General features: G+C 68.0%; 17 protein-coding genes. 11 read left to right on the top strand and 6 right to left on the bottom strand.

Going from position 1 to position 22,865, the window contains the following annotated elements; all coding sequences use genetic code 11:
- Nucleotides 1–9 precede the first annotated feature (9 nt).
- Genes ACAG24_RS19080 through ACAG24_RS19070 form a run of 3 tightly spaced genes read left to right on the top strand, consistent with a single transcriptional unit; the run spans nucleotide 10 to nucleotide 5,121 of the window.
- A complete protein-coding gene (locus ACAG24_RS19080) occupies nucleotides 10–1,158 on the top strand; it encodes a metallophosphoesterase family protein (protein ID WP_370474852.1) in 1,149 nt (382 codons plus the stop codon).
- Nucleotides 1,155–3,809 (top strand): AAA family ATPase, encoded by a 2,655-nt coding sequence (locus ACAG24_RS19075; protein ID WP_370474851.1) that lies wholly within the window; start codon nucleotides 1,155–1,157, stop codon nucleotides 3,807–3,809. Before ACAG24_RS19080 ends, ACAG24_RS19075 begins: the two co-directional genes overlap by 4 nt.
- Before the next feature lie 46 nt (nucleotides 3,810–3,855).
- On the top strand, nucleotides 3,856–5,121 hold the full coding sequence (locus tag ACAG24_RS19070) for an alpha/beta fold hydrolase (protein WP_370474850.1): 1,266 nt from the start codon (nucleotides 3,856–3,858) through the stop codon (nucleotides 5,119–5,121).
- Here the strand turns inward: ACAG24_RS19070 and oppA are convergent.
- From oppA to ACAG24_RS19045, 5 genes are read right to left on the bottom strand one after another with little or no spacing between them, the layout of a single operon-like run.
- Nucleotides 5,111–6,784: an oligopeptide ABC transporter substrate-binding protein OppA gene (gene oppA, locus ACAG24_RS19065; RefSeq protein ID WP_370474849.1), complete on the bottom strand. Its 1,674-nt coding sequence runs from the start codon at nucleotides 6,782–6,784 to the stop codon at nucleotides 5,111–5,113. The genes ACAG24_RS19070 and oppA overlap by 11 nt on opposite strands.
- 11 nt (nucleotides 6,785–6,795) lie before the next feature.
- Nucleotides 6,796–8,631 (bottom strand): oligopeptide ABC transporter ATP-binding protein OppD, encoded by a 1,836-nt coding sequence (gene oppD / locus ACAG24_RS19060; protein WP_370474848.1) that lies wholly within the window; start codon nucleotides 8,629–8,631, stop codon nucleotides 6,796–6,798.
- Nucleotides 8,628–9,521: an oligopeptide ABC transporter permease OppC gene (oppC, locus tag ACAG24_RS19055; protein ID WP_370474847.1), complete on the bottom strand. Its 894-nt coding sequence runs from the start codon at nucleotides 9,519–9,521 to the stop codon at nucleotides 8,628–8,630. The genes oppD and oppC overlap by 4 nt, the downstream gene beginning before the upstream one ends.
- A complete protein-coding gene (gene oppB / locus ACAG24_RS19050; protein WP_370474846.1) occupies nucleotides 9,518–10,495 on the bottom strand; it encodes an oligopeptide ABC transporter permease OppB in 978 nt (325 codons plus the stop codon). Before oppB ends, oppC begins: the two co-directional genes overlap by 4 nt.
- A 53-nt stretch (nucleotides 10,496–10,548) precedes the next feature.
- Entirely contained in the window at nucleotides 10,549–11,055 is a 507-nt protein-coding gene (locus ACAG24_RS19045) for a hypothetical protein (protein ID WP_370474845.1), read from the bottom strand.
- A gap of 178 nt (nucleotides 11,056–11,233) precedes the next feature.
- Here ACAG24_RS19045 and ACAG24_RS19040 point away from each other — a divergent pair, with 178 nt between their 5' ends.
- From ACAG24_RS19040 to ACAG24_RS19005, 8 genes are all read left to right on the top strand, one after another.
- Nucleotides 11,234–11,938 carry a response regulator transcription factor gene (locus ACAG24_RS19040; RefSeq protein WP_370474986.1) on the top strand — a complete coding sequence of 235 codons (705 nt, stop codon included), beginning with the start codon at nucleotides 11,234–11,236 and terminating at the stop codon, nucleotides 11,936–11,938.
- Nucleotides 11,916–13,535, top strand: a complete 1,620-nt coding sequence (locus ACAG24_RS19035; protein WP_370474844.1) for a sensor histidine kinase — start codon at nucleotides 11,916–11,918, stop codon at nucleotides 13,533–13,535. The genes ACAG24_RS19040 and ACAG24_RS19035 overlap by 23 nt, the downstream gene beginning before the upstream one ends.
- A gap of 22 nt (nucleotides 13,536–13,557) precedes the next feature.
- On the top strand, nucleotides 13,558–15,471 hold the full coding sequence (locus tag ACAG24_RS19030) for a glycosyltransferase family 39 protein (RefSeq protein ID WP_370474843.1): 1,914 nt from the start codon (nucleotides 13,558–13,560) through the stop codon (nucleotides 15,469–15,471).
- Nucleotides 15,472–15,475: 4 nt separating this feature from the next.
- Entirely contained in the window at nucleotides 15,476–16,750 is a 1,275-nt protein-coding gene (locus ACAG24_RS19025) for a bifunctional glycosyltransferase family 2/GtrA family protein (protein WP_370474842.1), read from the top strand.
- Nucleotides 16,747–18,606: a glycosyltransferase family 39 protein gene (locus ACAG24_RS19020; RefSeq protein WP_370474841.1), complete on the top strand. Its 1,860-nt coding sequence runs from the start codon at nucleotides 16,747–16,749 to the stop codon at nucleotides 18,604–18,606. Before ACAG24_RS19025 ends, ACAG24_RS19020 begins: the two co-directional genes overlap by 4 nt.
- Before the next feature lie 230 nt (nucleotides 18,607–18,836).
- Nucleotides 18,837–19,766 (top strand): sulfate adenylyltransferase subunit CysD, encoded by a 930-nt coding sequence (gene cysD, locus ACAG24_RS19015; RefSeq protein WP_370474840.1) that lies wholly within the window; start codon nucleotides 18,837–18,839, stop codon nucleotides 19,764–19,766.
- Nucleotides 19,766–21,622 carry a sulfate adenylyltransferase subunit CysN gene (cysC, locus tag ACAG24_RS19010; protein WP_370474839.1) on the top strand — a complete coding sequence of 619 codons (1,857 nt, stop codon included), beginning with the start codon at nucleotides 19,766–19,768 and terminating at the stop codon, nucleotides 21,620–21,622. Before cysD ends, cysC begins: the two co-directional genes overlap by 1 nt.
- Complete coding sequence (locus ACAG24_RS19005; protein ID WP_370474838.1) at nucleotides 21,619–22,353, top strand: 3'(2'),5'-bisphosphate nucleotidase CysQ; 735 nt, start codon at nucleotides 21,619–21,621, stop codon at nucleotides 22,351–22,353. The genes cysC and ACAG24_RS19005 overlap by 4 nt, the downstream gene beginning before the upstream one ends.
- Here the strand turns inward: ACAG24_RS19005 and ACAG24_RS19000 are convergent.
- Nucleotides 22,340–22,798, bottom strand: a complete 459-nt coding sequence (locus ACAG24_RS19000) for a hypothetical protein (RefSeq protein WP_370474837.1) — start codon at nucleotides 22,796–22,798, stop codon at nucleotides 22,340–22,342. The two genes, ACAG24_RS19005 and ACAG24_RS19000, sit on opposite strands and share 14 nt — an antisense overlap.
- Nucleotides 22,799–22,865 lie beyond the last annotated feature (67 nt).

Raw genomic sequence — 22,865 nt, 5'->3', positions numbered from 1 at the left:
CGGGCTGAGATGCGATTTCTCCACACGGCTGACTGGCAGCTCGGAATGACCCGTCACTACCTCAACGGGGATGCGCAGCCACGTTATTCGGCTGCGAGGCGTGGCGCCGTGGCCGCCCTGGGGCCGTTGGCCGCCGACCTCGGCGCCGAGTTCGTGGTGGTCTCCGGTGACGTGTTCGAGCACAACCAGCTCGCCCCGCGCGAGGTCAGCACCGCGTTGGAGGTGATGCGCGGCATCAAGGTGCCGGTGTACCTGCTGCCCGGCAATCACGATCCGCTCGACGCGTCGTCGGTGTACACCAGCGCGCTGTTCGCGTCCGAGAAGCCAGACAATGTGATCGTGCTCGGCACCCCCGGTGTGCATGAGGTGCGGCCGGGTCTGCAACTCGTTGCCGCACCGTGGTTTTCCAAGGCCCCCACCACCGATCTCGTCGCCGAGGTGCTCGAAGGGTTGCCCGCCGACGGTGTCACGCGCATCGTCGTCGGCCACGGCGCCGTCGACATCCTGGTGCCGGACAAAGACCGGCCGTCTCTCATCGGGCTCACCGCAGTGGAAGCCGCCATCGCGCGGGGTGCAGTGCACTATGTCGCGTTGGGGGACAAGCACTCCCGCATGAGCGTGGGTTCGACAGGGCGCATCTGGTACTCCGGTTCGCCGGAGGTGACGAACTACGACGACATCGAGCCCGATCCTGGCCATGTGCTCGCGGTGGACATCGAGGACTCGGGCGACGGACGCCCGGTACATGTCGAGGCGCACCGAGTCGGCGCCTGGCGATTCATGTCGCTGCGGCATTCCGTGGACAACAGCCGAGACGTGGCCGACCTCGACATCAACCTCGATCAGATGCCGGACAAGGAGCGCACGGTGATCCGGCTGGGGCTCACCGGCTCGCTGACGGTCACGGACCGGGCGGCGCTGGACACCTGCCTGGACCGGTACGCGCGATTGTTCGCGGCGCTCGTGCCGTGGGACAAGCAGACCGACATCGCGGTGATGCCCGCCGACGGGGAGTTCGACGACCTCGGCATCGGAGGGTTCGCCGCGGCCGCTGTCGAAGAGCTGGTGGGCACGGCTCGTTCGGCGGGTGACGATGCCGAGGACGCCCGCGCCGCGCTCGCATTGCTGCTGCGGCTGGCCGAAGGAGGGGCGGCGTGAAACTGCATCGTCTGGTTCTGACGAACTACCGCGGAATCACCCACCGCGACATCGAGTTTCCCGATCGCGGCGTGGTGGTGGTCAGCGGTGCCAACGAGGTCGGCAAGTCCTCGATGCTCGAGGCGCTGGATCTGCTGCTGGAGTCCAAGGACCGCTCGTCGAAGAAAGAGGTCAAGCAGGTCAAGCCCACCCACGCCGACGTGGGAGCCGAGGTGACAGCCGAGATCTCCGCCGGCCCTTACCGGTTCGTGTATCGGAAGCGGTTCCACAAGAAGCCGGAGACGGAGCTGACGGTCGTCACACCGAAGCGCGAACAGCTCACCGGCGACGAGGCGCACGAGCGGGTGCGGGCGATGCTCGCCGAAACTGTAGACCTCGACCTGTGGCAGGCGCAGCGGGTGCTGCAGTCCTCAGCCACGACGGCCGCGGATCTCTCCAGCTGCGACGCGCTGTCGCGGGCGCTCGATGTGGTCGCCGGTGAGGTCGACGACGATCCGACCCCGGGCGGTGCGGCGGACAGCCTTCTCGTCGACCGCATCGAAGCGGAGTTCCGACGCTATTTCACCTCCACTGGGCGGCCCACCGGAGAATGGGCCGCCGCGACCACCCGCCTGCAGAACGCCGATCAGGACGTGGCCCGCTGTGCGGCTGCGGTGGCCGAAGTCGAGGACGCCGCCCGCAGGCACGCCACGCTGACCGCGGACCTCGCCGTCGTCAGCGACGAAAGCGCCGCTGCCGCAGAGCGATTGGCGACGGCGACGAACGCCGCGCAGGAGGTGGCGGGACTGCAGGGCGAGCTCGACCGGGCGACCGCCCGTGCCGAAGCCGCGGCGTCCACTCATCTCGCATCGCAGACCGCGCTCACCGAGCGGCGCAGGACCCGTGCGGACATCGACGAGCGCACGGCGGTGATCGAGCGGCTGAAGGCCGAATGCGACATCGCTACCGACGATCTCGACACCGCGCGCGAGATGAAGGTGGCTGCCGACGAGACGGCCGAGCACGCCAAGACGGTTGTCGCCGCCAGTCAGGAGCGTGTCGACGCGGCGCGTAGTGCGGTGCAACGGCTGGCCGACCGCGAAGAAGTGGACCGCCTGACCGGCAGACTCGCCACCCTCGAACGGCACCAGCGCGAGTTCGCGGCTGTGCAGCGCGAACTCGCGTCGATCGCGCTGACCGACACCCTGATGGCCACGGTCGAAGAGGCTGCGGCCGCCGTGGACCGCGCCGCGGCCGCCGTCGAGCAGACCTCGGCGCACATCGAACTGGCGGCTGCCGCCGAGGTGGAGATCCGCATCGGCGACGACGTCGTGACGCTGAGCGCCGGTGACACGTGGTCGGCAGGCATCTCCTCCGAGACCGGCTTCGACGTGCCGGGTGCCCTGTCGATGCGGGTTGTGCCCGGTGCATCGGCCACCGCGACCAAGGCGAAGCTCGACACGGCGACAGCCGCGCTCGCCGATGCCCTGCAGCAGGCCGGCGTCGCCGATCTCGCCGCGGCCCGGGCACTCGATCTGCGCAGGCAGGAGTTGCAGGCGGCCCGTCGGCAGGTGCGGGCTGTTCTTGAGGCGCTGACCGGCGATGACTCCGCCGACGAGCTGCGCGAACGGCTGGCGGCCGTTTCGGCCCGTCTGCCCGCTGACGACGGCCTGTTCGATCCCGCCACCGGACAATCGACGGACCCCGGTGCGCAGCGTCTCGAGCTGATCGAAGCCATCGCCGCGAACCAGGAAGCCGTCCGCGACTGCGAGACTCACGCGAAGGTCGCCGACCAGGCAGGCAAGCTGCTCGCCAAACGGGAACTGCACGGCGCGCGGCTCATGGAGAAGCTGCAGTCCGCGCAGGCCGAACTGACCGCTGTGAGCCGGCGTCTCGCCGAGCAGCGGGAGGCGATCGGTGACGACGAACTGGCCGTGAAGACCGAGGCCGATGCGGAGTCGGCGGGCAGCGCCGCGGCGCTGGTCGCGCAGCTTGGCGAGGATCTGGCGCGGCACCACCCGGCGGAAGTGGCGGCTGCGCTGGCCGACGCAGAGCGCAGTGCCCGGGTGGTCACCGTGCGGCGCGAAGCGGTGACGGAAGCGCTGCGGGAGGTCGCCGCGCAGTTGAAGGTGTTCGGCACCGAGGGTCGCAAGGGCAGCCTCGATGCCGCCGAGACCGAACGCGAGCGGGCCGAGGCCGAGTTCATCCGGGTGCAGCGCCGGGCGCGGGCCGCGCAGCTGCTCAGGTCGGTCATGGGCAGACACCGCGACGCAATGCGGCAGCGCTACGTCGATCCCTACCGCGGTGAGGTGGAACGGTTGGGACGCATCGTGTTCGGGGAGACCTTCGAGGTCGACGTCGACAGTGCGTTGTGCATCGGCCACCGCACGCTTTCCGGACGCACGGTGCCCTACGAGTCGCTCTCCGGAGGTGCCAAGGAGCAGCTGGGGATCGTCGCCCGTCTCGCGAGCGCGGCGCTGGTCGCCAAAGAGGACAGTGTCCCCGTGGTCATCGACGACGCGCTGGGATTCACCGACGCCGACCGGCTGACGAAGATGGCCGAGGTGTTCGACGCCGTGTCAGGTGACGGGCAGGTCATCATCTTGACGTGCAGCCCGCAGCGCTATGCCGACGTCCGAACGGCGCGGCACATCGAACTGGTCGCCGGGTGACGGTGTCGCGTGCCGGGCGATGGCGCGCGGGGCACAATGTGCGGTGATGACGATGAATGCCCGGCGTCGCCGGGCGCATGACAAGCTCGCGGCGCTGCCGGGGGTGCGGCCGGTGCGCAGGCCGATCCGCCTCGGCGGAGACGCGCGATTCGACGTCTTCTACGTGCGGACGGGCCGGAAGTCGCCGCACCCGTTCGTCGTCGTCCCCGGCGGGCCGGGCGCGGCGTCGATCGCGCTCTACCGGGCGTTCCGCAGACGTGCCGCCGTCTCCGGGCTCGACGTCATCATGGTCGAACACCGCGGTGTCGGCCTGTCCCGCCACGACGACGCCGGCAACGACCTGCCGCCGGAGGCGTTGACCGTCGACGCCGCGGTCGACGACATCGCTGCGGTGCTCGACGACGCCCAGGTGGACAAGGCCGTCGTCTACGGCACCTCGTACGGCTCCTACCTGGCGGCAGGCATGGGAGTGCGGCACCCGGGCCGCGTGCACGCGATGGTGCTGGACTCGCCGCTGCTGTCGGCCGACGACATCGATGTCGTTCGCGCGCAGACCCGCAAGGTGCTGTGGGATGGCGCCGTTCCCGGCAGCGCCGACCTGGCCTCGCGGGTGCGACGGCTGGCCGCCGAGGGCGTGCTGTCGTCCAAGGATGTCCAGTTGATCGGCGACATGTACGGCGCAGCCGGCCCCGATGTCCTGCGTCGCCAACTCGACCTGCTGCTGGCGGGCCGCGATCTGTTGTGGGCGGCGGTCGGCCTCGGCACCCGCAAGCTGTTGGAGCGCAAGACGCCGTACCACCATGAGCCGGATCTGGTGGAGCGCATCGCCTACCGCGAGTTGAACTACGGCGCTGTGCCCGACGGCGGGCCGCTCGACCCGGCGGTCGCTTTTCGCGAAATGGCCTCCGGCGATGTCGAATTCGTCGCCGAGCCGTACGACCTGCCGTCCACGATGCCGGGATTCGCGTGGCCCACGGCGGTGATCTCGGGAGGTCGGGATCTGACCACGCCGCCCGACGTGGCGCGTCGCATCGCCGACCTCATCCCGGACTCCGTACTCGTCGACCTGCCGACGGCCGGCCACAGCATCCTCGACACCCGCGAGCAGGCCGCGTTGGAGATCTGCGCGGCGATCAGGGCCGGCCGGATACACGAACTTCCGTCCCGGTCAGCAGAACTCGACGCGTTGCCCGCCAACCTCACAGTCCGGCTGCTGGTGCGGGCCATCGCTGTGGCGGCCCGCGCCGAGTCGGCGGTGCCGGGAGTGGTGCCGAAGGCCGTGCACCAGATCGCCGACTCGGCTACTTCATGAAGCCGATCGCCGAGTAGTTGATGTCGCCGATGCCGGCCGGGCCGTAATTGGCGAGATTGCTGCGCACCGCCACGTTTCCGGGCGCCTGGAACAACGGCAGGCTGTGGCCCTCCGTCCAGATCATCGTGTCCAGTTCATTGGCCAGCGTGCGCGCCTTGGCCGGGTCCAGCTCCGAGAGCGTCTCCTCGATCTTCGCGTCGATCTCCGGGCTGCCGATCTTGCCGTAGTTGCTCTCGCCGTTGGAAGCGAAGATCTGTGTGAGGCTCGCCAACGGGAAAGCGTCACCGCCCCAGGCGAACTGGGTGATATCGAAATTGCCGGGGGTGACGTAGTCGGTGAACAGGCTGCCGCCCGCGGCCGGAACCAGCTGCATGTCGACGCCGATCTGCGCCAGCTGGTTCTGCGCGATCTGCGCGACCGCGCGGGTGCTCTGTCCGTCGTAGAAGACGTTGCGGATCGTCAGCCGCTTGCCGTCCTTCTCGCGGAACTGACCGTTCAATGTCCACCCGAGCGCATCCAGCTCGCGCTTGGCTGCCTCAGGGTCGAAGCCGATGCTGTTGTCCTGGTACCCCTCCTGGCCCGCCAGGTAGATGTGGTTGTTCAACGCCGCCGGGTTGTCGGCAAGCCCGCGCTGCGTGACTGCTGCGATGGCCTGCCTGTCGATGCCCTTCGTGAGGGCTGTTCGCAGTCCCGGATCCGACAGCAGCGCACCTTGCGCCCCGTTGATCGTGAAGTGATACCAGTTGGGCGCCGGAGCGCGGCGAATCGAGACGCCCTGCGTGCGCCGGGCCCGCTCCAGTTCGTCGAGCGACGCCAGCGCGACGGCGTCGACAGCGTTGTTCTCCAGCGCGGGGATGGTGGCCGCATCATCGAGCACCGAGTACGTGATGGTGTCCAGCACCGGGGGGGTACCCCACCATTTCGGGTTGCGGCTCAGGACGATTCGCTGCGCGCCGCGATCGACCGTGGTGATGATGAACGGTCCCGCCGAGGGAGGAGGCCCGTTGAGAAAGCCTTTGTTGAACGCCTCGGGATCGGACGTCACGGCCTTCGGCGCCAGCATGGCGTTGCCCGCGAACATGCCCCGCCAGTCCGCGAAGTGGCTCGCGAACGTGATGACGGCCTGCCTGTCGTCGACACCCTTGGTGACCGACGCGACCCGCTCGCTGCCGTTGGGTGAGGCGAACAGGAACCGCTTGTCCTTGCCGCTGGTCGCGTTGATCTGAGCGGCGAGGTCCTCCCACGTGACCGGAGCCCCGTCCGACCAGGTCGCCTTCGGGTTGATCGTGTACGTCACAACCTGAGGTTCGGTGCTGGTCAGCTCGACGCTGGTGAAGTAGTCGGTGTTGACCGTCATCTCCCCGTCGGGCTTGATGAAGAACGCTCGCGGCATCGTCGCCCGCAGCATCCTGCCCAGTTCGCCGAGGTTGCCGTCGACATGCAGGTAGTTGAAGTTCGGTGGGAAGCCGGTCAGCACCAGCCGCAGGTTGCCGCCCTGCTGCAAGGTGGCCGGGTCCTGCGGGTTGATGTCGGCGGTGGCGCCCAGTTCGGCGTTGCCGCCGGCGGAGGGGACCTCGTTCGTTCCGCTGGAGCAACCGGCCAGGACGAGTGCCGCCGCCAGTCCGGCGGCGAACAGACGTGACACGGATGCTCGGTATCTCATGCGCAATGACTCTAACCGGGATCGCGTGGCGGGCGGGGAACCGCGGCGAGCAGGCGGCGGGTGTATTCGTGCTGCGGGTCCTCGAACACCCGGTCGCTGTCGCCCTGCTCGACGATGACACCCTTGTGCATCACGGCCACCCGGTGGGCGAGGTGGCGCACCACGGACAGGTCGTGCGACACGAACAGATAGGCGAGCCCGAAGCGGTCCTGCAGGTCCAGCAGAAGGTTGATGATGCCGGCCTGGATCGACACATCCAGAGCCGACACGGGTTCGTCGAGGGCCAGGATCTTGGGTTGCAGCGCCAGCGCCCTCGCAATTCCGACGCGCTGCTTCTGCCCGCCGGAGAACTCGGCCGGGTACCGGCTGGCGTCCTCGCGGCGCAGCCCGACCACGGTCAGTAGCTCGCCGACCCGCTCGCGGATCTGTGCGCGGTCGTAACCCTTGGCCTGCAACGGTTCTGCCAACACATCGAAAACAGGGAGACGAGGGTCCAGTGCTGCCACCGGATCCTGGAAAACCACCTGCAGGTCACCGCGCAAAGCACGGCGTCCGGCACGGTCCAGCGACGCGACGTCATGGCCGAGCACCTCGATCGAGCCGGATTGCGGGGGCTTCAACTCCAGGATCTGGTGCAGCGTGGTCGACTTGCCCGAGCCCGATTCGCCCACGATGCCGAGGGTTCGGCCCGCAGGTAGCTCGAAACTGATGCCGTCGACAGCCCGCACCTCCCCGATCCGGCGCCGGAACACCATCCCCTTGGTCAGCTGATAGGTCTTCGACAGGTCGGTGACGCGCAGGACGACGGAGTCATCGGTTGTCAGCGATTGCGGCGGCGCATCCGTGGACACTCCGTAGATCTCGGCCGCGCTGCGGCCCTGGACATGTTCGCTGCGGATACACGCGACCCGATGATTCGGGCCGACGTGCGCCAATTCCGGTTCCGCAGTGCTGCATTCGTCGATGGCCAGCGGGCAGCGTGGAGTGAACGGGCACCCCGGCGGCAGCGCGGACACCGACGGGGGAGCGCCAGGGATGGGCACCAGGCGCGCCCCCTGGGATGCGTCGAGCCTCGACACCGAGCCGAGAAGCCCGACGGTGTAGGGCATTCGGCGGGTTCGGTACAGGTCGGCGACAGGGGCGGTCTCGACGGCCCGGCCCGCGTACATCACCAGTGCGCGGTCGGCGAACTCGGCCACCACCCCGAGGTCGTGGGTGATAATCAGCACTCCGGCGCCGGTGACGTCACGGGCCGTGCGCAGCACATCCAGGATCTGGGCCTGCACGGTTACATCCAGCGCGGTGGTCGGCTCGTCGCAGATGAGCAGGTCGGGGTTGTTGGCGATGGCGATCGCGATGACGACGCGTTGACGCTCGCCGCCGGACATCTCGTGCGGGAACGCCCTGGAGCGCTGCTCGGGCTGTGCGATGCCGACGAGCTCAAGCAACTCGATGGCGCGGCGGCGTGCTGACCGCGCGTCGATGTTGCGCTGATGGATCCGGAGGGCTTCGGCGATCTGGTCGCCGACGGTGTAGACCGGCGTCAGCGCCGACATCGGATCCTGGAAGATCGTACCGACCTTGGCGCCGCGGATCTGGGACATCTGCCGGTCGCCGAGCCCGAGCAGCTCTTCGCCGTGCAACCGCACCGAGCCCGACACGTCGGCGTACTCGGGCAGCAGGCCGACGACGGCCATGGCGCCCGCTGACTTTCCCGCACCTGATTCGCCGACCAGCGCGACGACCTCGCCGGAGTCGACGTGGTAGTCGAGGCCGCGCACCGCGGGGATCTGACCGTTCTCCGTGGGGAAGGTCACGTGCAGGTCGCGCACCTCGAGCAGGCTCACGAGCGGCTCCGCTTCCGGCTGCGTGCGGGCCGCACCCCAGGGTCGAGCGCGTCGCGCAGTCCATCGCCGACGAGGTTGGCGCAGAACACGATCAGCACCAGCACGCCGGCCGGGAACAGGAACACCCACGGGAACGTCGTCACCGAGCGGGTGCCGTCGGCGATCAGCGTGCCCAGCGACACATCGGGGGGCTGCACGCCGAAGCCGAGGAAGCTCAAACTGGTTTCGGCGAGGATCGCCAGGCCGACGTTCAGCGTGGTGTCGATGATCAGGATCGACGCCGTGTTGGGGATGATGTGCCGGACGATGATCCGCCAGTTGCTGACACCCATGTACCTTGCGGCGGTGACGAATTCGCGTTCACGCAGACTCATTGTCAGACCCCGCACGATGCGGGCGCTGATCATCCAGCTGAAGACCGCCAGCAGCAGAATCAGCCAGAGCTCGGTGCTCGATCCCCTGATGCGTGGCGTCACGATCATGATGAGCAGGAAGCCGGGAATGACGAGGAGCAGATCCACGACCCACATCAGGGCCGTGTTGCGCCATGCCCCGAAGTACCCCGCGATGGCACCCACCGTCGCCGCGATCAACGTGGACAGGAATGCCACGCAGACACCGATCAGCATCGACTTCTGCATTCCGCGCAGCGTCTGGGCCAGCACGTCCTGGCCGAGAGCGTTGGTGCCGAACCAGTGCGTCGTGGTCGGTGGCTGCTGCAAGGCGTAGTAGTCGAGATCCGTGTGTGAGTAGGGCAGCAGCGGCGGCAGCGCATAACAAGCGATGAACAGCGCGGCGAGCACGAACAGCGATACCACCGCGGGGCGGTTGCGCAGGAACCGCCGCCACACCAGCGTGCGCCGCGAGACGAATTCTTGTTGCTCGGTCACGCCACCCTCACCCGCGGGTCCAGCGCCGCATACAACACGTCCGACAGCAGTCCGGCCAGCAGCACCGTCGCGCCGGTGAACACCGTGATGGCCACGATGATGTTCGTGTCCTGCGTCGTGATGCCCTGCACGAACCACTCACCGATGCCGTGCCACCCGAAGATCTTCTCGACGAACACCGCGCCGGTGAACAGCCCGCCGACCCCGTAGGCGAACAGCGTCGCCATCGGGATCAATGCCGTACGCAGGCCGTGCCGGAACAGTGCTTGCCGTCGGGTGAGCCCCTTGGCGCGGGCCGTGCGGATGAAGTCCTGGCCGAGCACGTCGAGCATTGCGTTGCGCTGATAGCGGCTGAACCCTGCGATCGCGCCCAGCGCAAGCGTCAGGGTCGGGAGCACCAGGTGCTGCAGCCGGTCGACGAATTGGTTGAACGCCCCGCCGACGGCATCGGTGGACGTTTCGCCGGTGTACTCGAACACCTGCATCCCGAGGATCGAATTGCCCCGCAGCGCCGCCAGAATCAGCAGGTTGGCGATCACGAACGTCGGCGTGCTCAAGATCAGCAGCGCCAACGTGGTGATGACGCGGTCGGAGAGTCGGTACTGCCGGACCGCGCCCCACGCACCGGCCACGACGCCGAGGAAAGTGCCGACGATGGAGCCGATGATCACCAGCCGCAGGCTCACCCCGATGCGGCGCCACAGTTCGTCGGACACCGGTTGGCCTGCGACGGTGGTCCCGAAGTCGCCGCGGACGGCGCCGGACACCCAATCGGCGTATCGGATCGGGATGGGTTTGTCGAGGTTGAGCTCGGCGGCTTTGGCGTCGATGACGGCCTGCGGCGGTCGCGGATTGCGCTCCAGCAGGCTGTCCAGGGGCGAGAACGCGAGCGAGGTCAGGGCGAACGTCAGAAACGATGCCAGCCCCAGGAGGACGGCATAGTTCAGCAACCGGCGCGCGAGGAAGCGGGTCATCCGGCGCTTCCGCCGTGGGGTTGCATGCGCCCCAGGTTAGGAGATGCGTGTTGCTACAGCCCGCCAGGCGCGGCCGATCGGGGCATCCGCAGCGGGTCGAGTACCTCGGTCACCGTCGGTGTGGCTTCCGCTGCGGCCTGCCGGCCCTGGACCATGACGCTGTCGTCCACGTCGAATCGCGACCCCTGGCCTGGCGACGTCGCCCAGGTCTGCGTGAACCCGTCCTCGCTGCGTACCGTAAGGGAGTCCGGCGTCGTGGCGGTGATGATCCCGGATTGACTGATCATCGTGATGAACCCGCCGGAACCGTCGGCGACGACGATTTGGCCGTGCACCGGTGGATCGTGCTGCGTACCGCCGCCGATCCCCGGCCCGTGCGGTGGCGGCCCCGAGAACTGCGATGACGAGTCACCGGTGGCTGCGTAGACCGCGGCGCCCCCCAGCCCGGCGATCACCGCGGCGATACCGACGGCCATCACTGTTTCGCGCAGTCCCCAGGCTTTCGGTTCGACAGGCGCGGTGCCCCATACCGTGTCGTCGGGGCCATGCTCGGTGGTCATGCCACCAGACTGGCCGCCGTAGATGTGGGCCAGCTGTGGGGGCGTTCAGCATCGGGTATGACGATCTCTTCACAGCTGGCGCATAGGAACGGCACAGTGCGCGCCTAGCGGCCCGTCAGATAATGGGTCGGTGGCCAACCCGCGCAGCGCTCCGTCTGATGACTCCGGACGGGTCGTGATGCGCCGCGCGGACGGCAGCCCGATCCACGTCCTTGTCGTCGACGACGAAGCCGTGCTGGCCGAGCTGGTGTCCATGGCGTTGCGCTACGAGGGCTGGGATATCTCGACCGCCGGCGATGGCGCGTCGGCCATCGCGATCGCCCGCCAGAACCCGCCTGACGTCGTCGTGCTCGACGTGATGCTTCCCGACATGAGCGGGCTGGAGGTGTTGCGCAAATTGCGCGAGCAGATACCGGGCTTACCGCTGCTGTTGCTCACCGCGAAGGATTCGGTCGAGGACCGTATCGCGGGCCTGACTGCCGGCGGCGACGACTACGTGACCAAACCGTTCAGCATCGAAGAGGTCGTGCTGCGGTTGCGGGCGCTGCTGCGGCGCACCGGCGTGGCGACCGAGGACGGTGGCGCCAAGATCGTCGTCGGAGACCTCGTCCTCGACGAGGACAGCCACGAGGTCACCCGTGCGGGGGAGATCATCACCTTGACCGCAACGGAATTCGAGCTTCTACGCTTCATGATGCGCAACTCCAAACGAGTGCTCAGCAAGGCCCAGATCCTCGACCGCGTCTGGAGTTACGACTTCGGGGGACGCTCCAACATCGTCGAGCTGTACGTGTCCTATCTGAGGAAGAAGATCGACAGCGGCCGCGAGCCCATGATCCACACGTTGCGCGGTGCGGGGTATGTCCTCAAGCCTGCGCGCTGAGCGCGTGCGACTGTCTACCCGTGGCTGGTCGCTGCGCACCCGCCTCATCGTCACCCAGGTGGTGTTGCTCGCCGTGGTCTGTGCGGGCATCGGCATCGCGACAGAGTTCGCGCTGCAGCGGTTCCTGATGAATCAGCTCGACGAGCAGGTCGTCGAGGCGGGCAAGCGGTCGTCGGTGATCTTCGAATTCGGGCCGCCGCCTCCGCCGGGCATGGCGCCCCTGCCGCCCGGCCTACGCCTGCCGACTGCGCCTGCGCTGCCGCTCCCACCGCACCCGGGTCACGGTCCCCGCATGGTGATCCGCGATGACCGGGGACCGGGGCCGGCGTTCCTGAACGCGCCCGGCCAGGCGATCCTCACCGTCGGAGCGGTGGTGTCGGACGGTCGCGCACAGGAGGCCGGGATGATCTCCTCCGACGGCTCGCGCACCGAAATATCCGCAGCCGCGGCAACAGAACTCGCAACGGTGCCGGTCGATCAACGGCCGCGAACCGTGGACCTCGAGGGGCTCGGGCGCTACCGCGTCGTCGCGTTCCCATCGCACATCCCCGGTGAGGCCGTGGTGGCCGGCCTGCCCACCTCTGACGTCGACGACACGCTGTTCTGGGTGGTGGTGATCTTCTGCGTCGTGGCGGCGGTCGCCCTGGTGGGCGCGGGCACCGCAGGGGTTGTCATCGTCCGGCGCCAACTCGCCCCGCTGGCAAGGGTTTCCACGGCGGCCCAGCAGGTCGCCGACCTGGAACTCGACCGCGGTGAGGTGAGGTTGCCCACCCCGATCGTCGACGTCGATCCGGCCGCGGCCCAGACCGAGGTCGGACAGCTCGGCGCGGCGCTGAACCGGATGCTCGACCGTATCGCAGGTGCGCTCTCGGCCCGGCACGCCAGCGAGACCCGGGTGCGCCAGTTCGTCGCCGACGCCAGCCACGAGCTGCGGACGCCGCTGGCCGCCATCCGCGGCTACACCGAACTGGCGCAACGCAAGCAGGCGCAATTGCCCGACGATGTCGCTCACGCGATGAACCGCGTCGAATCCGAGACGGCCCGCATCACACGCCTTGTCGAGGACATGCTGCTGCTCGCGCGTCTCGACACCGGACGACCGCTGCAGCGCGACAGCGTCGACCTGACCCGGATGGTCGTCGACGCGGTCAGCGACGCTCACGTCGCCGGGCCCGAACACCGCTGGGAACTCGACCTTCCCGACGAACCGGTGACCGTCACAGGCGACGAAGCGCGTCTGCAGCAAGTGCTGGCGAACCTGCTCGCCAATGCGCGCACGCACACCCCGCCGGGGACGACGGTCACCACGTCGCTTTCCGCCACAGAGCACGGCGAGGTGGTCCTGACCGTGGTCGACGACGGCCCGGGTATCCCGCACTGGTTGCAGCCGAACGTGTTCGAACGCTTCGCGCGCGGGGACACCTCGCGTTCGCGCCTCGGCGGCAGCACCGGTCTCGGGTTGGCCATCGTGGCTGCGGTCGTGCGAGCGCACGGCGGCACGATCGACCTGCAGAGTGTCGAGGGCAGAACCGAATTCCGGGTCAGACTGCCCGGCGATTCACAGCTGCGGCACAGTTCACCCCCATCAGACGCCTAGCGGGGTCACCGATGATCGTCGGGTGACCCTGCTGATCCCGGACGGGCAGACGCACACTCGCACCCGTGATCGCGCAGGCGTACGAGTTCGCGTCTGCTCGTCGCGAATCGGCTTTACCGTGCTGCTCCTGGCGACCGCGGGCCTGTACCTGTGGGGCCTCGGCGCGAGCAACTGGGCCAACGCGTATTACTCGGCGGCCGTGCAGGCGGGCTCGCAGAGTTGGACCGCGATGTTCTTCGGGTCCAGCGACGCCGCGAATGCGATCACGGTCGACAAGCCGCCCGCGGCGCTGTGGGTGATGGACATCTCGGCCCGTCTCTTCGGGGTCAACCCGTGGAGCGTGCTCATACCTCAGGCCCTGATGGGCGTGGCCACCGTAGCGGTGCTGTACGCGGCGGTGCGGCGCGTGAGTGGGCCGGGGGCGGGCCTCCTGGCCGGGGCGATCATGGCGCTGACACCCGTGGCGGCGTTGATGTTCCGCTTCAACAATCCGGATGCGCTACTGGTGCTGCTGCTTGTCGTCGCCGGGTATTGCACCCAGCGCGCCTGCGAGAAGGGGGCGAGCCGCTGGTGGCTGATCGCGGCCGGCGTCGCTGTCGGGTTCGGATTCCTCGCCAAGATGCTGCAGGCCCTGCTCGTGCTGCCCGCGTTGGCCGGTTCCTATCTGGTCGCCGCACAGCGGCCGCTGCGGCGCCGCATCACCGATTCTCTGCTCGCGGCCGTGGCCGTCGTGGTGTCGGCCGGATGGTATGTGCTCGTAGTCGACCTGTGGCCGGCAGGGATGCGGCCCTATATCGGCGGCTCGCAGACGAACAGCATTCTCGAACTCGCGCTGGGCTACAACGGAATCGGCAGGCTCACCGGTGACGAGCCGGGTGGTCTCGGGAACCTCAACCACGACGTCGGCTGGGGGCGCCTGTTCGGGTTCGGCATGGGGTCCGGCATCGGCTGGCTGCTGCCGGCCGCACTCATCTGCGCGGTCGCTGGACTGGTCATCACGTGGCGGCGGCCGTGCACCGACCCCACCCGTGCCGCACTGATCCTCTGGGCCGGTTGGCTTTTCGTCACCGCGGCAGTCTTCAGCTACATGAACGGGATCGTCCACCCCTACTACACGGTGGCGCTTGCCCCGGCCGTTGCCGCTGCAGTGGCGATCGGTGCGGCGCTGCTGTGGCAGCGGCGCCGTGACATCAGGTCGGCCGCCGCGCTGGCAGGCGCCGTGGCCGTCACCGCGGCCCTCGCTGTTGTGCTGCTCGGACGCCACGGCGACTGGATGCCGTGGCTGCGGGTCGTCGTCACGGTCGGCGGATCGGGAGCCGCCGCGCTGCTTCTGGTCGCCGGCAGGCTGCACCGGCGCGTTGCGGTTCTCGTCGCGGGGCTGGCAACCGTGTCGTGTCTCCTGGCCCCCGCGGCGTTCTCGTTGGCGACGGCCGCGTCGCCGCACAGCGGGGCGCTCCCGTCGGTCGGACCGTCACATGGCGGCCACGGCAGCATCACCGGCGGAGGGCTGCTCAGCGCACCCAACCCCCGCCCCGATCTGATCGGTCTGTTGAAGCAGGGCGCCGACGAATTCACCTGGACCGCAGCTGTTGTCGGATCGAATAACGCGGCGGGCTACCAGCTGGCCGCCGGAGCGCCGGTCATGGCGGTCGGCGGGTTCAACGGCACCGACCCGTCACCGACGCTCGGCGACTTCGTCCGCTACGTCGATGAGGGACGCATCCACTACTTCATCGTCGGCCCGACGGTGATGATGGGTCACCGCACCGGCAGCGACACCCATGAATCGACGGCGATTCGCGAATGGGTCGAAGGGCGCTACCCGGAGCTGACGGTCGACGGGACCGCCGTGTACGACCTGACACAGACGCCCGCCAGCTCACAGCCGGCGCATAGCTCCGGCCCACGGTGCGCACACCTCCGCGCACCAGCATGATGACATGACAGAAGCTGTTCTTGAGAACTTCGGTGTAGCAAGCTGTTTCGAAGCCCGCCCCAACGCGGCGGCAGCAGCGCGGGACACGGTCGCTCCGGTGCTCGACGTCGTGGTCCCGGTCTACAACGAGCAGGCCGCACTGGCGGATTCGGTGCGTCGCCTACACCGCTATCTGAACGAGTCCGTACCGTTTCCCGCGCGGATCACCGTCGCCGACAACGCCAGTGTCGACGACACCCCGCGCATCGCGGCGGAGCTTGCGGCCGAACTCGCCGACGTGCGCGTCGTCCGGCTGGAGGAGAAGGGTCGCGGCAGGGCACTGCACCAGGTGTGGTCGCAATCCGACGCCGCGGTCCTCGTCTACATGGATGTCGACCTGTCCACCGACCTGGCTGCGTTCGCTCCGCTCGTGGCCCCGCTGATATCCGGCCATTCCGACCTCGCGATCGGCACCCGGCTGGCGCGCGGCGCTCGCGTCCGCCGTGGCCCGAAACGGGAGATCATCTCGCGCTGCTACAACCTGATTCTCAAATCCACACTGTCGGCCGGCTTTTCCGACGCCCAGTGCGGCTTCAAAGCGATCCGCTCCGATGTGGCCGCGCAACTGCTTCCCCACGTCGAGGACACCGGATGGTTCTTCGACACCGAACTGCTCGTCCTCGCAGAACGCAGTGGGCTGCGCATCCACGAGGTTCCGGTCGACTGGGTCGACGATCCGGACAGCAGCGTCGACATCGTCGCCACCGCGGCCGCCGATCTCCGCGGAATCGGCAGGCTGCTGCGCGGCTTCGCGACCGGAGCCATCCCGGTCAACACGATCGCCGCCCAGCTCGGCAAGGCCGACGGCTCCGCGGCACCGGGATCGCTGTTGCGACAGGCGGTTCGGTTCTGCACCGTCGGTGTCGCATCCACCGCCGCCTACATCCTGCTGTTCGTCATGATGCAGGGATGGGCCGGTTCCCAGTGGGCCAACGTGATGGCCCTGCTGGTCACCGCGATCGGCAACACAGCAGCCAACCGGCGCTTCACGTTCGGCGTCGGCGGACGTTCACAGCTTGCGCGCCACCATGTCGAAGGCCTGGTCGTGTTCGGCGTGGCATTGACCATCACCAGCGGCGCCCTCGCAATCCTGCACGCCGCGACAGAATCCCCGCACCACATAGTCGAACTCACGGTTCTCGTCGCAGCGAACCTGCTCGCGACCGCGGTGCGCTTCGTCCTCCTGCGCGGCTGGGTCTTTCATCCCCGCCGCACCACCACTGAAGGAATCACCCGATGACCATGACTGCACCGACTGTCAGCGCGCACGCAGCGCCGCAACCTGTCGAGCCGCCGCAGCCGCGCTGGGTGCGGCCGGCACTGTTCGCGCTACTGGCCGCCACCGGGTTGCTGTACCTGTGGGGGTTGGGCTCCTCGGGGTGGGCCAATACGTACTACGCGGCCGCCGCCCAGGCGGGCACCCAGGATTGGAAGGCGTTGCTGTTCGGCTCCCTGGACGCGGGCAACGCGATCACCGTCGACAAGCCGCCGGCCGCACTGTGGGTGATGGCGTTGTCGGGCAGGCTGTTCGGGTTCAGCCCGTTCACGATGCTGCTTCCGCAGGCGCTGATGGGCGTCGCGGCGGTCGGGGTGCTGTTCGCCGCGGTGCGGAGGGTCAGCGGCCCGGGAGCAGGGCTTCTCGCCGGTATCGCACTGGCCGTGACGCCGGTGGCGGCGCTGATGTTCCGCTACAACAATCCGGACGCGCTGCTGGTGCTGCTGCTCGTGGTGGCCGCATATCTGATGGTTCGCGCGATCCAGACCGGCGGCACGCGATGGGTCGTACTGGTCGGCGTGGCGCTCGGATTCGCCTTTCTGACGAAGCTGTTGCAGGCTTTTCTGGTGATGCCCGGCCTGGCGCTGGCGTTTCTCGTTGCCGCGCCGATCGGTATGTGGCAGCGCATCGGGCGGCTGCTCGTCGGGGCCCTCACCATGGTCGTCACCGCGGGTGCGTTCCTGGCGATGGTGAGCCTGTGGCCCGCGGATTCGCGGCCTTACATCGGGGGCTCGACCGACAACAGCCTGTTGCAGCTCGCGCTGGGCTACAACGGGATTCAGCGCGTCCTGGGTGATGAAGAACTGCCGGGCGGCCACAGCATGCCCGGCGGTGGGTCGAACCTGTTCTTCGGGGGTGATCCCGGAATCGGCAGGCTCTTCGGAGCCTCGATGGGCGCCGAGGCATCGTGGCTGCTTCCCGCGGCGTTGATCGGCCTCGTGGCGGGGCTGTGGTTCACCCGTCGCGCGCCGCGCACCGGTGCGGTCCGCGCGAGCCTGCTGCTGTGGGGTGGCTGGGTACTCGTGACCGGCGTGGTGTTCAGCTTCATGGACGGGATCATCCATCCCTACTACACCGTGGCGCTGGCTCCGGCGATCGCGGCACTGGTCGGACTCACCGTCGCCGAACTGTGGCGCGGCAGAGCGTATGTGGCGCCCCGGGCCGTACTGGCCACGATGTCGGCGGTGACGGGCACGTGGGCGTTCATTCTGCTGGCGAGGACTCCGGACTGGCAGCCGTGGCTGCGCTGGGTGGTCCTGGTGGGTTCGATCGCCGTGGCGGCCGTCATCGCGGTGGGTGTTCATCGGCTGGGGCGTGTCACCGCGGCGGTGGCGGCCTCGGCGCTCTTGCTCGGCGGTGCCGCGCCGGCGGCGTACGCGATCGAGACCGCGATGGCGGCCCAGCACGGTCCGGTGGCGATGTCGGGTCCGGCCCGATCCGACGCCGCCCCGGGCGCATTCGGTGGTCCCGGTGGCCCTGGCGCATCGGTCTCGGACAACACCGAACTGCAGGATCTTGTCCGTGCTGTCGACAACCGGTGGGCGGCAGCCAGCATCGGGTCCATGACTGCGGGAGACCTCGAATTGGAGACCGGTGCGTCGGTGATGGCGATCGGTGGTTTCACCGGCAGCGACAACTCGCCGACCCTGCAGCAGTTCCAGAACTACGTCGCCGACGGCCAGGTTCGCTATTTCATCGCAGGCGGGCATCGGGGGCCGGGAGGCGACTCCGGTACGTCGAGCCAGATCGCCGCGTGGGTCGAGCAGAACTTCGAACCCATGGACGTCGGCGGGACCACCGTCTACGACCTGTCGAAGTAAAGCTCCGAACCAACAATCGTCGAGCGTGCGTTGAGGGCGGAATTTCGGCCCAGAACCCGCCCCCAATGCACGCTCGGCGCAGCGGTCAGCCTGATTCAGGCTCGTGACCATCACCGGCGGCCGAGGTGTTCCCGGATGTGGGGGAAGTTGTTGACAGGCATCCACGCCGCTGGTTTCATATCAGGTTATGACCGTAAATATGGTCAAATCTACCAACTTTATGGGGAATGATGACCGCGACCGATGAGCTCACGCAGAATGCGGGCCGCTACGAGCTGAGCCACCTCCGTGCACTGGAGGCCGAGGCGATCCACATCATCAGGGAGGTGGCCGCGGAGTTCGAGCGGCCGGTGCTGCTGTTCTCGGGCGGCAAGGACTCCATCGTGATGCTGCACCTCGCCCTCAAGGCATTCCGGCCGGGCCGGCTGCCGTTCCCGGTGATGCACGTCGACACCGGCCACAACTTCGAGGAGGTCCTGCAGGCCCGCGACGAGCTCGTCGCCGAATCGGGCGTGCGCCTCGTGGTCGCCAAGGTGCAGGACGACATCGACGCCGGTCGCGTGGTCGAGACGATCCCGTCGCGCAATCCGATGCAGACCTTCACGCTGTTGCGGGCGATCCGGGAGAACAAGTTCGACGCCGCCTTCGGTGGCGCCCGGCGCGACGAGGAGAAGGCGCGGGCGAAGGAGCGTGTGTTCAGTTTCCGCGACGAGTTCGGTCAGTGGGATCCGAAGAATCAGCGGCCCGAGCTGTGGAACCTGTACAACGGCAGGCACCGCAAGGGCGAACACATCCGGGCGTTCCCGCTGTCGAACTGGACCGAGTTCGACATCTGGTCCTACATCGGCGCCGAGAAGATCACGCTGCCGTCCATCTATTACGCGCACCAGCGCAAGGTGTTCGAGCGCGACGGCATGCTGCTCGCGGTGCACAAGTACCTGCAGCCGCGCAAGGACGAGGACATCATCGAAAAGACCGTGCGGTTCCGCACCGTCGGCGATGTGACCTGCACCGGCTGCGTGGAGTCCACGGCGGCAACGGTTTCCGAGGTCATCGCCGAGACCGCGATCTCGCGGCTCACCGAGCGTGGCGCGACTCGCGCCGACGATCGAATTTCTGAGGCAGGCATGGAAGACCGCAAGCGCGAGGGGTATTTCTGATGGGTAGCTCGACCACACTTCTTCGCATCGCGACCGCGGGTTCGGTCGACGACGGCAAGTCCACTCTGATCGGCCGGCTGCTCTACGACAGCAAGGCCGTCATGGAGGACCAGCTCGCCGCCGTCGAGCGCACCTCCAAGGAGCGCGGTAACGACTACACCGATCTCGCTCTGGTCACCGACGGTCTGCGGGCAGAGCGCGAGCAGGGCATCACGATCGACGTCGCGTATCGCTACTTCGCCACGGCGAAGCGGAAATTCATCATCGCCGACACCCCGGGACACATCCAATACACCCGCAACATGGTGACCGGCACGTCGACTGCTCAGCTCGCGATCGTACTCGTCGACGCCCGCCACGGACTGCTGGAGCAGTCGCGTCGACACGCGTTCCTCGCATCGCTGCTCGGCATCCAGCACATCGTGCTCGCGGTCAACAAGATGGACCTGATCGGCTGGGACAGAGAGCAATTCGAAAAGATCCGCGACGACTTTCATGACTTCGCGGCCCGTCTGGACGTCCACGACGTCACCACGATCCCGCTCTCGGCGCTCAACGGCGACAACGTCGTCACCAAGTCGGATGTCACACCGTGGTACGAGGGACCGTCCCTGCTCGCGCACCTCGAAGAGGTGTACATCGCGGGTGACCGCAACCTCACCGACGTCCGGTTCCCAGTCCAGTATGTGATCCGGCCGCAGACCCGCGACCATGCCGACCACCGCAGCTACGCGGGGACGGTTGCCAGCGGTGTGATGCGGCCCGGCGACGAGGTGGTCGTGCTGCCCACGGGCAAGACGTCGCGCATCACCGAGATCGAAGGGCCGAGTGGGCCTGTCTCGGAGGCGTTCCCGCCGATGGCCGTCTCGGTCAGCCTGGCCGACGACATCGACATCTCGCGCGGCGACATGATTGCGCGCCCGAACAACCAGCCGCGCGTCGCCCAGGAGTTCGATGCAACGGTCTGCTGGATGGCGGACGGGGAGTCGCTGGAGCCCGGACGGGACTACGTCATCAAGCACACGACTCGCACCACGCGGGTCAAGGTGACCGGTCTGGACTACCGTCTCGACGTCAACACCCTGCACCGCGACAAGTCGGCCACCGCCCTCAAACTCAACGAGCTGGGCCGGATCTCGCTGCGCAGCCAGGTGCCGCTACTGCTCGACGAGTACAGCCGCAACGCGGCGACAGGCTCGTTCATCCTGATCGATCCGAACACCAACGGCACCGTCGCGGCGGGCATGATCCTGCCGTACGTGTCTGCGCGGACCTCCAGCCCGAACACCGTGCGCCACGAGTCGCTGTGCAAGTCCGAGGATCGGCTCACGAAGGGGCGGACGGTGTGGTTCACCGGCCTCTCGGGTTCGGGCAAGTCCTCGGTGGCGATGCTGGTCGAACAGAAGCTGCTCGAAAAGGGCGTTCCCGCTTACGTTCTCGACGGGGACAACCTGCGCCACGGTCTCAATGCGGACCTGGGGTTCTCCATGGACGACCGGGCGGAGAACCAGCGTCGGCTGGCCCATGTGGCAGCCATTCTCGCCGATTCCGGCCAGGTGGTCCTGGTTCCGGCGATCAGCCCGCTGACCGAGCACCGTGCGCTGGCACGCAAGGTGGCCACCGACCAGGGGCTCGACTTCTTTGAGGTCTTCTGTGACACCCCGCTGGAAGACTGCGAGCGCAGGGATCCGAAGGGCTTGTACGCCAAGGCCCGTGCGGGGGAGATCACGCACTTCACCGGGATCGACAGCCCGTATCAGCGCCCCAAGGACCCGGATCTGCGATTGACCCCGGATCGCACGCCCGACGAACATGCGGACGCGGTGATCGCGTTGCTGGAGAGCCGTCTCCGGTGACCAGCGATCATGACCTGGCGGCGCGGCTCGCGACCGAGGCAGGAGCGTTGCTGCTCGAGGTCCGTGCCGAGCTCGCCCAAGCCACCGCGGAGGAGCGGAAAGCAGCGGGGGACAAGCGTTCTCACGACTTTTTGCTCGCCGCGCTGACGGCCGAGCGGCCCGACGATGCAGTGCTGTCAGAAGAGGGTGTCGACGATCCGGTGCGGTTGTCCGCGCGCAGGGTGTGGATCGTAGACCCCCTCGACGGCACGAGGGAGTTCTCCGAGCTGGGCCGCGCCGACTGGGCGGTGCACGTCGCTCTCTGGGAGGCCGGTGAGCTGGTCGCCGGTTCCGTGGCCCTTCCGGCGCAAGGCGTCACCCTCGCCACCCCGACTGTTGTCGCACCGCCGGTCAGCCCCGAAGCGCCGCGCGTCGTCGTGTCGCGCACCCGCCCACCGGCCATCGCGTTGCAGGTCAGGGATGCACTCGGCGGGACGCTCGTCGAAATGGGTTCGGCAGGAGCCAAAGTCGCGTCGGTCGTGCAGGGTCTCTCCGACGTCTACGTGCATGCGGGAGGCCAGTACGAATGGGATTCCGCAGCGCCTGTCGCTGTCGCGCGCGCAGCCGGGCTGTTCACCTCCCGGCTCGACGGATCCCCGTTGGTCTACAACCAGCGCGACTCGAAGCTGCCCGACCTGATCGTGTGCCGCCGGGAACTCGCCGACGCCGTGCTGGCGGTCACGGCGGGCTGACGGCCGGATCGCCGATACCCGGGCACGCCTTCACCAGGTCGTGGATGGATGTGCCCATGTCTTGCACCGCACCCATGAATTGCTTGTCCGGTGGTGCGGCGGGGTCGACGACGGCCGTTCGGCTTCGGCTCATCGCTTCCAGATCGTCGGCTATGGCGATCACGCGTGCGCGCAGTGAAGGTGCGTCGATCGTCGCGGCGATCGAACGAATATCGTTGGCCGCCCTGGCCTCGTCGTCGGGTTGGGACGGATCGGCTGGGCGGCGGGGGTGCCCCGGCATGTTGACGAAGGCATCGAGTCGGGCGGGCAGGGCTATCCGCAGGGCTGAATCGACCTTCGCGCAATTGTTGTCCTCGCGATCTGAACGGCTCATCAATGCCGCGAGAGCGGCCGTCGACAACAGCGCCACGATGATGGCGCCGGCGACGAGCAGGCGCGTCCTCATTCGGCGAAGTCTAGGGTGCCCGCCGGCGAAGCCGATACAGTGCGTTGGTCAGCAGATTGCGGCACCG

The organism is Mycobacterium bulgaricum (genome assembly GCF_041287165.2).
GTDB lineage: Bacteria > Actinomycetota > Actinomycetes > Mycobacteriales > Mycobacteriaceae > Mycobacterium > Mycobacterium bulgaricum.
The sequence above is the reverse complement of the archived record's forward strand: the minus strand, read 5'-3'. Positions and strand labels throughout refer to the sequence as shown.